Here is a 13708-nt window from a genome sequence, read left to right on the forward strand (position 1 = left end):
TCAGTAATAATCACTCTTCCAAATTCTTCATGCAGACGGCAAGGCTCGCCTCCCAATGGGGTATATCGATGCCGAATGTCTTCTTTATCTTTGTCTTGTCCAGTACGGAATAATGCGGACGCGGCGCCTTGGCAGGAAACTCATCCGTATGCAGCGGGCTTACCTTGCAGGTCTTTATGCCGGCCAGGCGATGGATAGCCAACGTGAAATCATACCACGAGCACACCCCCTCGTTGCTGAAATGATAGACCCCGGGAACAATCCCCCGGTTGACAGCCGCAAAAATGGCACGTGCCAAATCATTGGCGTATGTCGGCGTGCCTATCTGGTCGAAGACAACTCCCAGCGTCTCTCGCTCACGTCCCAGACGAAGCATCGTCTTCACAAAATTATTCCCGTAAATGGAATAGAGCCATGCCGTACGGATAATCATGGCACGGCTACAATGCTTCATCACCGCCTGCTCACCTGCCAGTTTAGTAGAGCCATATACCGAATTGGGGCAAGTGGCCGCCTCTTCCGTATAGGGAGTGTGTCCGGTTCCGTCGAAGACATAATCGGTGGACACTTGTATCAAGGCAGCACCGCAAGCTTCGGCAGCGGCAGCCAGATAGCCCGGAGCGACATGATTCAGCTTGTCACAAAGTTCCTGATTGTCCTCCGCCTTATCTACCGCCGTATAAGCTGCGCAATTCACAATCACATCTATCCGGTTATCCTTCACAAACCCGTGCACAGCTTGTTCGTCGCAAATGTCCAATTCCTGCACGTCAGTGAAAAAATAAGTGTGCTGCCTGTTTTCTTTCGACAACACTTGCATTTCATTGCCAAGTTGACCGTTGGCACCGGTTATCAGAATATTCATTTAATAAAGTTACACTTATATATAGAATGTTACGATGAACAATATTTTCCTCCATAATTATCAATCATCCACTATCAGTTATCCATCAACTCCAGTTCTCCCCGCTTCTCCTTGTCATAATAGTTGGCAAGCAACGAGATGAAACTGCTAATAACCTCCATAGCCTTCGCCGTGCCCTGACTGATTTCCTTCTTCTGCAAGCGCAACAGCAGCACTCCATAAAGCGCCTCGAAACAAGTGTCTATCTCAGACTCCTCTTTCCGGCCGTTCTTCTGACGCAGCTCCACGATAAAAGGCAGTGCCTTGAAATAAGCCGCATTATAGAACGGATATTTCGTAGAGGCCAGTAGTTCGCCATGCAGCTCCGTCAAGTTCAGAATGACATTCCGGTTGATTTGCAGATGTCCTTTTTCCGTTACGCCTTCCGCACGCATCATATCCGCCAGGTTTCCATACCATTCTTCCAGCGCAGGCCGTTCCTCCTCCGGATAGCGCAAGATGATGTTCTGGCGTATCCGGTCTATGTCACAGCCGTTGGCACGGAGCAAATCCTCTACCTGCCACATATATATAAGGTATTCGGCTATATTCTTCTCTTTCAGTAGTTGCGCAATCTTCACGATAAAATGTATGATTTATGACCTTAGATTTATAATCTCATTATCAATTTATCCACTATCGATTATCCATTAATACAGCGATTCACCCATCAGCGTAAACACCAATCCCATCACGGACACCACAATGACAATGCTCCCGATAATACGGTTCAGCATCCAGATACCGCGTAGGTTGAATTGTGTACGGACCTTGTTGACAAAAAAGGTTATGCCAAACCACCAAGCCAAAGCACCCAATGCGATGGCCAGATATCCGGTGACAGCCTCAAACACCAGCACACCCTCACTTACAAAAGCAAAGCGGGCGAAAAGACCTACAAAAAGGAAAATAATCAGTGGATTAGAAAGTGTGACGGCAAACGCCGTTATGAAGTTATGGAAATAAGAGCCCTTATTGGTAGATACCGGCCGGATGGACTGTACCGGATTGCTGCGGAACGTATAAATGCCAAATGCCAGCAGAAGAATGCTTCCGAAAAGCTGCAGGTAAAAGATGTTCTTGTTGACATAATCAAAGACAAAACTCATCCCGTAGCCCGTCAGCAAGGCATAGGCAATGTCGCTCAGGGAGGCTCCTATCCCCGTCACAAAACCATACCACCGTCCTTTATTCAAAGTACGCTGAATGCATAATACCCCTACAGGACCCAATGGCGCAGACACAATGACGCCGATAATGAACCCCTTCCACAATATGTCAAATATGGTCTCTATCTGAATCATGACTGCAAATATCGGACTTTTTTATGAGACGAACGAATAGTGTTAACGTTTTTTCGACGGAAAAGGATTTTAAGAAGTAAAGATTATCCATTTTACATATTATTCCGCATACTTACCTCCGAACTTAACTATATCCCAAGTGACCGCTATACACCAGACCGCAGCCAACTTCATATCCCGCCGGACAGTGATACTTGCAGCGAGGAAGAGACCGGGAAAAACGCGACTTTCAAAGGCTTCGATTGAACCGGCAACCCTGCTGAAGCACGGTATGGCATACATCAGACTTTATAAAACAGAACAAAAAACGCATACAAGTAAAATTGCATGCGTTTTTTGTTTTCCTTTTTTTCTCCTCCCCACCGATTTTGCGTATCTTTGTCCCCAAGAAGAAAAGATGAAGATATTCAAAGCAGTAGCTTCAATCGTAAATCATAAAATCGTAAATCATAAAATCGTAAATCATAAAATCGTAAATCATAAAATCGTAAATATAACTATGATTCTTTTTTTCAGAACCCCATCCAAGAGCGTGATTGCCGTAGAATGCAATCACGAACTCCCCCAGGCAGACAGCGACAAACTCTGCTGGCTTTTTGGAGAAGCCACCCCCGAAAGTGAAGACAACCTGAAAGGACATTTCGTCGGCCCGCGCCGCGAAATGATTACCCCTTGGAGTACAAACGCCGTAGAAATCACCCAAAACATGGGACTGGACGGCATTATCCGCATCGAGGAATACTTTCCCGTAAAAGATGAGACTGCAGATTATGACCCGATGCTGCAACGTATGTACAAGGGGCTGAACCAGGATGTGTTTACAACCAACCGGCAGCCGGAACCGATTGTACATATCGAAGATCTGGAAGCATATAATGAAAAGGAAGGCCTGGCACTTTCCAAAGAGGAAATGGACTACCTCAAGAAAGTAGAGAAAGACCTCGGACGCCCTCTGACCGACTCCGAAGTATTCGGCTTCGCACAAATCAACTCCGAACACTGCCGCCACAAAATCTTCGGCGGGACGTTCATCATTGATGGAGTGGAACAGGAATCTTCGCTCTTCCAGATGATAAAGAAGACTACACAAGAAAATCCCAACAAGATTATCTCCGCCTACAAAGACAATGTGGCCTTTGCCGAAGGTCCGGTCATCGAGCAATTTGCCCCCGCAGACCACTCCAAGCCCGACTATTTCCAGGTAAAGGACATCAAAAGTGTCATCTCCCTGAAAGCGGAAACCCATAACTTCCCCACCACAGTAGAACCGTTCAACGGCGCGTCTACCGGTACGGGCGGTGAAATCCGCGACCGTATGGGTGGCGGTAAGGGCTCTTGGCCGATTGCCGGAACAGCCGTTTACATGACCTCCTACCCCCGTACGGAAGAAGGACGTCCCTGGGAAGAGATTTTACCGGTACGCAAATGGCTGTATCAGACTCCCGAACAAATACTAATCAAGGCCTCTAATGGAGCCAGTGATTTCGGAAACAAATTCGGACAACCGCTGATTTGCGGTTCCGTACTTACTTTCGAACATAAAGAAAAAGAAGAAGTTTACGGCTACGACAAGGTGATTATGCTTGCCGGAGGCGTAGGCTACGGCACCCAGCGCGACTGTCTGAAAGGTACCCCGGAAGCCGGCAACAAGGTGGTTGTCATCGGTGGAGACAATTACCGCATCGGTCTGGGCGGCGGCTCCGTATCTTCCGTAGATACCGGACGCTACAGCAGTGGCATCGAGCTAAATGCCGTGCAACGCGCCAACGCCGAAATGCAGAAACGCGCCTACAACGTGGTACGCGCACTTTGTGAGGAAGAGACCAATCCGGTGGTTTCCATCCACGACCACGGCTCTGCCGGACATGTAAACTGTCTGTCCGAATTGGTAGAGGAATGTGGCGGCCTAATCGACATGAGCAAGCTGCCCATCGGCGACACCACGCTGTCTGCCAAGGAAATCATTGCCAACGAAAGCCAGGAACGCATGGGCTTGCTGATTCAGGAAGAGGCCATCGAACATGTGCGCAAGGTAGCCGAACGCGAACGCGCTCCAATGTACGTAGTAGGTGAAACCACCGGTGACCATCGCTTTGCCTTCCAGCAAGCTGACGGTGTACGTCCGTTCGACCTCGCCGTAGAGCAGATGTTCGGCTCTTCTCCCAAAACCTATATGGTGGATAAGAACGTGGAACGTCACTACGAAATGCCCCAATACGAACTTTCCCAGCTACACGAATATCTCACTAATGTGCTCCAACTGGAAGCTGTGGCTTGCAAAGACTGGTTAACCAACAAGGTAGACCGTTCCGTAACAGGCAAGATTGCCCGCCAGCAGTGCCAAGGCGAATTACAGTTACCTTTGAGCGATTGCGGTGTAGTAGCTTTGGATTATCGCGGTGAGAAGGGTATCGCCACTTCCTTGGGACATGCTCCCCAAGCAGCACTTGCCGACCCGGCAGCAGGTTCTGTGCTTTCCGTCAGCGAAGCATTGACCAACCTCGTCTGGGCACCGCTTGCCGAAGGTCTGGACAGCGTTTCCCTTTCTGCCAACTGGATGTGGCCTTGCCGTTCGCAAGAAGGCGAAGATGCCCGTCTATACACAGCCGTAAAGGCATTGAGCGACTTCTGCTGTGCGCTGCAAATCAATGTGCCGACCGGTAAGGACTCTCTTTCCATGACACAAAAATACCCCGACGGCAGCAAAGTGATTTCTCCGGGCACAGTAATTGTTTCTGCCGGTGGAGAAGTGTCCGACGTTAAAAAAGTAGTTTCTCCGGTATTGGTCAACAACGAAAAGACTACCATTTATCATATAGACTTCAGTTTCGACAACCTGAAACTCGGCGGTTCTGCCTTTGCTCAAACTCTGGGTAAGGTGGGCGATGAAGTTCCCTGCGTGCAGGATGCCGAATACTTCCGCGATGCTTTTCTTGCCGTACAAGAGCTGGTCAGCAAGGGACTGATTCTTGCCGGACATGACATTTCTGCCGGTGGTCTTATCACTACCCTGCTCGAAATGTGCTTCTCCAATGTGGAAGGCGGTATGGAAATCAATCTGGATAAAATCAAGGAACAAGACCTCATCAAGATTCTGTTTGCAGAGAATCCGGGTATCGTTATCCAAGTGAGCGATAAGAATAAGGAAGCAGTGAAGCAGATTCTGGAAGATGCGGGCGTAGGCTACGTGAAGCTTGGCAAACCGACAGACGAACGTCATATTCTTGTATCGAAAGGCGATGCTACTTATCAGTTTGGCATCGACTATATGCGTGATGTGTGGTACTCTACTTCTTATCTCCTCGACCGCAAGCAGTCCATGAACGGATGTGCCAAGAAACGTTTCGAGAACTACAAGATGCAACCGGTGGAATTCGCCTTCATGCCGGACTTCAAAGGCAAGTTCTCACAATACGGCATCGACCCGAACCGCCGTACACCGTCAGGCATCCGCGCCGCCATCATCCGTGAGAAAGGAACTAATGGTGAACGTGAAATGGCCTACTCGCTCTATCTGGCGGGCTTCGATGTGAAGGACGTTACCATGACCGACCTTATCAGCGGCCGCGAGACTCTGGAAGATGTAAACATGATTGTTTACTGCGGCGGTTTCTCCAATTCCGACGTTCTTGGTTCCGCCAAAGGTTGGGCCGGTGCCTTCCTGTTCAATCCGAAAGCGAAAGAAGCACTCGACAAATATTATGCACGTAAGGATACTCTTTCGCTGGGCGTTTGCAACGGTTGCCAGCTGATGATGGAACTCAACCTCATCAATCCCGAGCTTGACAAGAAAGGCAAGATGCTACACAACGACTCTCACAAGTTCGAATCCAGACACCTGGGTGTTACCGTTCCTGCCAACCGCAGTGTAATGCTCGGCTCCTTAAGCGGCAGCAAACTGGGTATCTGGGTGGCCCACGGTGAGGGAAAATTCTCTTTGCCGTATGATGAGGACAAGTACAACGTTGTGCTGAAATACTCATACGACGAATACCCTGCCAACCCCAACGGTTCGGATTACTCCATAGCCGGATTAGCAAGTGCCGACGGACGTCATCTGGCCATGATGCCCCACTTGGAACGTGCCATCTTCCCCTGGCAGAACGGTTGCTACCCCGCTGACCGCGTGAACAGCGACCAAATCACTCCTTGGATAGAAGCATTTGTCAATGCACGCAAGTGGGTGGAAGCCAATAAGAAATGAACTGAACTTCCTTCTTTGTAGAAATGTAGCAAGCGCGGATTGACAGATAAATCCGCGCTTGTTCATTTTTCCATTCTCTGCCTTCTTTTTGCTTTTCTCGAACAAAAGCATTACTTTTGTATTTACATTCGGCTCGCTCTCAGTACAACATTCAAAAAGAAACGTTTGCCAATTATGAGAAAGTACTTCTTTTTCCACACACTGCTATTATTGCCGCTTATAAGTATTGCACAAACATACAAATACATCGGCGTCAACCGCATCCGTACCTTCAACGACAATGAGAGAGAAGGAAGCGAACGATGATAAGGAAGAGAACGAAGAGAAAGAAATAAAGTAAATTACAACATTTTGAATATGAATATATATCTTGAAGCATTCTCCATTTTCTTTAAGATAGGAGCCTTTACCATCGGCGGCGGATATGCCATGGTACCGCTGATAGAAAATGAAATCGTAACCAAGCGAAACTGGATAGCCAAAGAAGATTTCATCGACTTGCTTGCCATATCACAATCCGCTCCGGGCATCCTTGCCGTCAACATATCCATTTTCATAGGCTACCGGCTGCGGGGAATACGAGGGAGCATAATCACTGCATTGGGAACCATACTTCCTTCGCTTCTCATCATCCTCACCATAGCGCTGTTCTTTCACAACTTCAAGGACAACGCCGTTGTGGAGCGTATATTCAAAGGCATCCGCCCGGCAGTGGTTGCGCTGATTGCCGCCCCTACGTTCAGCATGGCGAAATCGGCCCGGATAAACCGATATAACCTATGGATACCGGTGGTTTCAGCATTGCTCATCTGGCTGGCGGGCTTCTCCCCCATCTGGATTATCATTGCAGCGGGCGTGGGAGGCTACTTCTTTCACAGTACAAGTATCACCAAGCATTAATTACTGATTATGATTTTCTTACAGTTGTTCTACACGTTCTTCAAAATCGGCCTTTTCGGCTTTGGCGGCGGATATGCCATGCTGTCCATGATACAAGGCGAAGTAGTCACCCGTTATGGCTGGCTTTCTCCTCAGGAATTTACCGATATCGTAGCAATCAGCCAGATGACCCCCGGCCCGATAGGCATTAATTCGGCAACTTACGTAGGCTTTACGGCCACGGGCAGCGTATGGGGATCTGTTGTCGCCACTTTTGCCGTGGTGCTCCCCTCTTTCCTACTGATGCTGACCATCAGCAGGTTCTTTCTGAAATACCAGAAGCATCCCTCGGTAGAAGCCATATTCGGCGGACTCCGTCCGGCAGTGGTGGGTCTGCTGGCCTCGGCGGCACTGGTGCTGATGAACCGGGAGAACTTCGGTTCTCCGCAGGATGACGTGCATTCTTTCGCCATCAGTTGCCTCATCTTCCTGGTAGCATTTGTAGGCACAAAGAAATATAAGCTGAACCCGATAGGAATGATTGTGGCCTGCGGAATGGCCGGACTGGTGCTGTATTGAGACGATTCACGAAAACCGGTTATAAGGTTAACAAAACTATCATAATTTCTTCCCGAAAACGCCGTTCCGCCTTCACTCTGCCTTCGCTTTACCTTCGTTTCTAGGAATCGAAATAAAATGAGGCCCGATTTTTAACGCATCGACCCGATTATCGGGCATTAATTGGCGGTCTGGGGCGTGCGTTATACCGATATTATCGCGCAGTGCATTCTTCGGACAGGCTTGGCTCTCGCGTATTTCCTTCGTGCCGCCTGCCCTTACGGGCAAGAAGGCCGGAGGGAACAGAAAGGGCTTGGCAGCCGCCGTCTCCTAGAGTTTGATTTTTTTTCCTACGGATTTCGACTCATTGTGCAGACGGTCAAGGGCGGTCACCACGTAGCGATACTTCGTCTTTCCGTCTTCATAAGGAAGCTTATAGAAATTATCACGCGTGATGGCTACGATGTGTGAAGGGTCGTCTATATCCACTGCCTCTTTGGCGCCGAAGCGATAGACCACGTATCGGACGGCGCGGTTCATTTCTTCTTCGTACTTGGGAGCTGTCCAGAAGAGGATGTAGCCGTCTTCCGTCCACACCGGTTTCAGTCTGCGTACCTTTGCCGGAGCTTCGTTGTCCATAAAATCGAAAACGGGAGGCAATGCCGGATATTTATGATATTCGGCAATCAAGGCATCGCGATACTTGCCGACATTCTCGATAACGGCGCTGGCAGGCCATTGGCAACTGCCGCCGATGGTTTGATAGGCGCGCTGCAGGGCCATCTTGCGGGGAAGTTGATTCATCGAGGGGTTCTTGGGATCGGCATTCTGCACAGTGTTCATCACGGACTGGCCGATAAACAAAGGGCGATTTTCCGTATTCTTGGCCCACCACTTCACCAAAGCCTCATAATCGGCAACTGGATGTCCTATATGCCAATAAATCTGAGGAATATTATAGTCTATCCAACCTTCGCGGGCCCACAACAACACATCCGCATAAAGATCATCGTAGTTTTGCAACCCCCGGGTCTTACTGCCAAGCGGGTCACTACTCTCGTTCCGGTAAATGCCGAACGGAGAAACCCCGAACTTCACCCACGGCTTGATTTCACGAATCGTCTCATGCAGTTTCTTAATCAGCATATTCACGTTGTTCCGGCGCCAGTCTCCCTTATTGCCGAATCCTCCGCCCAAACGTGCAAAACTCGCATCGTCGGGGAAATCCTTTCCCTTAACGGGATAAGGATAAAAGTAATCGTCCATATGGATGGCATCCACATCATAGCGAGAAACGATGTCGCTCACCACCATGCAGATATGCCGGCGGCTCTCGGGCAGTGCCGGGTCGAAATACAACTGGTCACCGTAAGTGACAAACCATTCTGGATGGATATTGTACACATGATTGGGAGCCAACTCACTCTTCAAGGTTGTCTTCGTGCGATACGGATTAATCCACGCATGAAACTCCATACCACGTTTATGACATTCATCAATCATAAACTGCATAGGATCCCAATAGGGTTCGGGTGCTTTGCCCTGCACTCCGGTAAGGAAGCGGCTCCACGGCTCCAGCCTGGAGGCATACAGAGCATCCGCTTCGGGACGTACCTGGAAGATTATGGCGTTGATTCCCGCCTCCTGCAGGGAATTCAGCTGCCCTGTCAGATTCTGTTTCAGCTTTTCGGCAGGCATTCCGCGGAACTGTCCGTTAACCGACTGTATCCATGCCGCACGAAATTCACGTTTAGGATAGGCCCCCTTCGTCTGTACTTGAGCAAACACTCCGCCTGCCGTCAGCAGCGACAAAAGACATAGGCATAAAATGGATTTTATTCTCATACTTACGGTCAATAAATTTTCAATATCTTTTATATTTAAGAAGCGAAATTAATTCTTTTGTCCTAAGTATACCGGTAGAGAGCGAAAAGTATAACAAATCTTAACCAAGAGTGTCTTTCCTCTCCAACAAATCCACTTTTTGCCTTGTCCGATTGTTACAATTCAACTAGCAAACATTATCTTTGCACCTTGTAAACCACCGAACCAACCTACAGATATGGCAGAAAATACATCAATTATCATAAAGGGAGCCCGTGTCAATAACCTCAAGAACATTGACGTAGAGATTCCCCGCAACAAACTCGTAGTCATCACCGGACTGTCTGGTTCCGGAAAATCCTCACTGGCTTTCGATACATTATACGCCGAGGGGCAACGCCGCTACGTGGAGAGCCTGAGCAGTTATGCCCGTCAGTTTCTGGGGCGTATGAGCAAGCCCGAATGCGATTTCATCAAAGGAATTCCACCTGCCATTGCCATTGAGCAGAAGGTAAGCAGCCGTAACCCGCGCTCCACCGTGGGCACCTCCACCGAAATATACGAATACCTGCGGCTGCTCTACGCACGTGTCGGGAAGACCTTCAGCCCGGTTGGCGGACAAGAAGTGAAGAAACACTCGGCAGAAGACATCGTGAAGTGCATGCTGGAATATCCGGAAGGAACCAGATATACCGTACTCGCCCCGATATTGCTACGCGAAGACCGCACGCTGCAACAGCAACTGGAGATAGACATGAAGCAAGGTTTCACCCGCCTGGAAGTAAACGGTGAAATGATGCGCATCGACGAATACCAGCCGAAAACCGGAGATACCGTTTTTCTGCTGATTGACCGTATGACAGCCTCCTCGGAAAAGGATTCCGTCAGCCGCCTCACCGACTCGGCCGAAACAGCCATGTACGAGGGAGACGGCTCCTGCCTGCTGCGCTTCTACCGGCCCGACGGAGGTACCAGCCTCTATCGTTTCAGCACCAAATTCGAAGCAGACGGCATCGTCTTCGAAGAACCGAACGACCAGATGTTCTCCTTCAACTCTCCCATCGGCGCATGCCCCGTGTGCGAGGGATTCGGACGAGTCGTCGGCATTGACGAGCATCTCGTGATACCCGACCGTTCTTTGTCCGTCTACGACGGCGCTGTAGTATGCTGGCGAGGCGAAAAGATGGGCGAATGGAGGGATATGGTGATACACGGAGCCGAGAAAGCCGGATTCCCCATATTCACTCCCTATTACGAACTGACCGACGAGCAACGCCGGATGCTGTGGGAAGGGACACCCTACTTTGAGGGCATCAACGCCTTCTTCAAGATGGTACAGGAAAACCAGTACAAGATACAATATCGCGTGATGCTGGCACGATATCGCGGAAAGACGCTCTGCCCCAAATGCCACGGCACCCGCCTGAAACCCGAAGCGAACTACGTACGCGTGGGAGGACGCAACATCTCTGAACTGGTAGATTTGCCCATCACCGAGCTGAAGCTCTTCTTCGACAACCTGAAGCTGGACTCGCATGACACCGACATAGCCCGACGCATCCTGACAGAAATCAACAGCCGCATACGCTTCTTATTGGATGTCGGTCTGGGATACCTCACGCTGAACCGCCTCAGCAACTCGCTCTCCGGTGGCGAAAGCCAGCGAATCAACCTCGCCACCTCGCTGGGCAGCAGCCTGGTGGGCAGCCTATATATTCTTGACGAACCGAGCATCGGCTTGCATAGCCGCGACACGGACAAACTGATACATGTGCTCCGCCAGCTGCAACAGTTGGGCAATACGGTAGTGGTAGTGGAACACGACGAAGAGATTATCCGCGCTGCCGACTATATCATCGACATCGGTCCCCGAGCAGGCCGCTTGGGAGGAGAAATCGTCTACCAAGGAGACATGAAAGACCTTCGGAAAGACAGCGACAGCTATACCGTGCGCTATCTGCTGGGAGAAGAAACAATCCCCCTGCCGGAACACCGTCGACCATGGAACAACTACATAGAGATAAAAGGTGCCCGCGAAAACAATCTGAAGGGCGTAGAGGCACGCTTCCCGCTGAACGTAATGACCGTAGTCACCGGAGTCAGCGGTTCGGGCAAGAGCACGCTAGTACGCGACATCTTCTACCGCGCCCTGAAACGAGAGTTGGATGAATGCAGCGAACGCCCGGGCGAGTTCACCTCCATCGGAGGAGATTTGCAGAACCTGCGCAATGTAGAGTTTGTTGACCAGAATCCTATCGGGAAGTCATCGCGAAGCAATCCCGTGACCTACATCAAGGCCTACGACGAAATCCGTAAACTATGGGCAGACCAGCCACTTGCCAAGCAGATGGGATACAGTGCCGGACACTTCAGCTTCAACAGCGAAGGCGGCCGTTGCGAGGAATGCAAGGGTGAGGGCACCATCACAGTGGAGATGCAATTCATGGCAGACCTCGTATTGGAATGCGAATCTTGCCATGGCAAACGCTTCAAGGCGGACACTTTGGAAGTGAAGTTCCACGACATGAATATCTACGACGTATTGGAGATGACCGTAAACCAAGCCGTCGAATTCTTTACGCAACACGGACAGAAAAAGATTGTAAAGAAACTGCAACCCCTGCAGGATGTAGGGTTGGGATATATCAAACTGGGGCAGGCCTCCTCCACCCTCTCCGGTGGAGAGAACCAGCGCGTGAAGCTCGCTTTCTACCTCAGCCAGGAGAAAGCGGACCCGACCATGTTCATCTTCGATGAACCGACCACCGGACTACACTTCCACGACATCAAGAAGTTGCTCGAGGCATTCGACGCCTTGATACGCCGCGGACACAGCATTGTCATCATCGAGCACAACCTGGATGTGGTGAAGTGCGCAGACCACGTGATAGACCTTGGACCCGAAGGAGGAGACAAAGGAGGAAACATCGTAGCTACCGGTACACCGGAGGAGGTGGCGAAGTGTGCGGCAAGTTATACGGGACAATTCTTGCAAGAGAAATTACACCCCTCGCTTCCTTAAATAGAACACAGAGGCACAGAGACACAGAGATATTAAATTCAAGGAAAAAGAATAAAACTCCGTGCCTCCGTGTCTTTGTCTTAATCAGCAGGATTTAACATGTTAAGAATTTCCTTTACCTACTCACACTACACACTGACAACCTATTAACTATATAAAATAAAAATTACATAAAACCACATATAGCATATTTACTCTATAAAAACACTCACAAATAACTCTGTATTACGACAAATCCACACAGCCTAGCTAAAATGTCTATACATTATACATAAAAGCAAACTTTTTAAGCCGATTAATCAGAATTTGCAGAAGCAATAGATAACAAACAACGGTGCCTTCCATTGAAAGTACCTCATAAAAACCATGTGGGAAATGGCAATATATATCAAATTTAAAAAGGCTGAATAATCAAGCTTTTGCAGCAATTTTTATACCAAAAGCACAATACGTCAGATATAAAACACAAGCTAATGTAACTATAGCTCCACCAATGACACCTACAGTACCAATAGCAAAGCCTATAACCGGGGCAACAACTCCACCACCAGCGACCGCCGTTATCATCAGACCGGAAATTTGATTCGCTTTCTCTGGACAAGCCTGCAAAGCCATTGAATAAATAATAGAGAAAACTGATGAAGCAAAAAAGCCTACTGCACCAATACAAACTACATTCACCACATCCTTTTCCACTCTTATTAAAACTAACAGCGCAACAACACAAGCTACAATATTATACGGAAATATTTCATTTCTGCAATACGGGTCAACAAGAACGCCCCCAACAAAGCACCAATTGTACGACTGAGAAAATAGGCTTGAGGAGCAAATTTTACTTGCTCATCAGACCATCCAAAACGGATAGACATAAGTTTCGAACTAATAAAGTTTATCGCCACATCCACGCCTACAATAAAAAAATCCTAAAAACAGTAAGAAACTGTTTAAAAATTACACAATAATTTTGTTAAGCATGATTTTGCAGAAAGCAAGTTGAACCATAGGCTCTG

General features: G+C 48.9%; 10 protein-coding genes and 1 pseudogene. 5 read left to right on the forward strand and 6 right to left on the reverse strand.

Annotated features, from left to right (window positions below):
• Positions 1-10 precede the first annotated feature (10 nt).
• The 4 genes from rfbD to M1B78_RS09570 form a co-directional block, all read right to left on the reverse strand.
• Complete coding sequence (rfbD, locus tag M1B78_RS09555) at positions 11-865, reverse strand: dTDP-4-dehydrorhamnose reductase (protein ID WP_257940532.1); 855 nt, start codon at positions 863-865, stop codon at positions 11-13.
• Between the two features lie 74 nt (positions 866-939).
• A complete protein-coding gene (locus M1B78_RS09560; protein WP_257940533.1) occupies positions 940-1485 on the reverse strand; it encodes a DUF4924 family protein in 546 nt (181 codons plus the stop codon).
• A gap of 69 nt (positions 1486-1554) precedes the next feature.
• On the reverse strand, positions 1555-2208 hold the full coding sequence (locus M1B78_RS09565; protein ID WP_136011193.1) for a LysE family translocator: 654 nt from the start codon (positions 2206-2208) through the stop codon (positions 1555-1557).
• Positions 2209-2307: 99 nt separating this feature from the next.
• Positions 2308-2490: a hypothetical protein gene (locus M1B78_RS09570; protein ID WP_257940534.1), complete on the reverse strand. Its 183-nt coding sequence runs from the start codon at positions 2488-2490 to the stop codon at positions 2308-2310.
• 217 nt (positions 2491-2707) lie between these two features.
• Between M1B78_RS09570 and purL the strand changes: the two genes are divergently transcribed.
• The 4 genes from purL to M1B78_RS09590 all read left to right on the forward strand — a co-directional run bounded on the left by purL (position 2708) and on the right by M1B78_RS09590 (position 7870).
• Positions 2708-6412 carry a phosphoribosylformylglycinamidine synthase gene (gene purL, locus M1B78_RS09575; protein ID WP_257940535.1) on the forward strand — a complete coding sequence of 1235 codons (3705 nt, stop codon included), beginning with the start codon at positions 2708-2710 and terminating at the stop codon, positions 6410-6412.
• A 174-nt stretch (positions 6413-6586) separates the two neighbouring features.
• Positions 6587-6718 (forward strand): hypothetical protein, encoded by a 132-nt coding sequence (locus M1B78_RS09580; protein ID WP_255260473.1) that lies wholly within the window; start codon positions 6587-6589, stop codon positions 6716-6718.
• Between the two features lie 51 nt (positions 6719-6769).
• Complete coding sequence (locus M1B78_RS09585; protein ID WP_136011195.1) at positions 6770-7312, forward strand: chromate transporter; 543 nt, start codon at positions 6770-6772, stop codon at positions 7310-7312.
• A gap of 9 nt (positions 7313-7321) precedes the next feature.
• Complete coding sequence (locus M1B78_RS09590) at positions 7322-7870, forward strand: chromate transporter (protein ID WP_257931033.1); 549 nt, start codon at positions 7322-7324, stop codon at positions 7868-7870.
• Positions 7871-8179: 309 nt separating this feature from the next.
• Here the strand turns inward: M1B78_RS09590 and M1B78_RS09595 are convergent, their stop codons facing one another.
• Positions 8180-9694, reverse strand: a complete 1515-nt coding sequence (locus tag M1B78_RS09595) for a glycoside hydrolase family 10 protein (RefSeq protein WP_257940536.1) — start codon at positions 9692-9694, stop codon at positions 8180-8182.
• 217 nt (positions 9695-9911) lie between these two features.
• Between M1B78_RS09595 and uvrA the strand changes: the two genes are divergently transcribed.
• Complete coding sequence (uvrA, locus tag M1B78_RS09600) at positions 9912-12695, forward strand: excinuclease ABC subunit UvrA (RefSeq protein WP_257931035.1); 2784 nt, start codon at positions 9912-9914, stop codon at positions 12693-12695.
• Positions 12696-13106: 411 nt separating this feature from the next.
• Here uvrA and M1B78_RS09605 read toward each other — a convergent pair.
• Positions 13107-13634 (reverse strand): annotated as a pseudogene (locus tag M1B78_RS09605) (MFS transporter); the annotation flags it as partial.
• Positions 13635-13708 lie beyond the last annotated feature (74 nt).

Source organism: Bacteroides muris (ex Fokt et al. 2023), from assembly GCF_024704895.1.
GTDB lineage: Bacteria > Bacteroidota > Bacteroidia > Bacteroidales > Bacteroidaceae > Bacteroides > Bacteroides muris.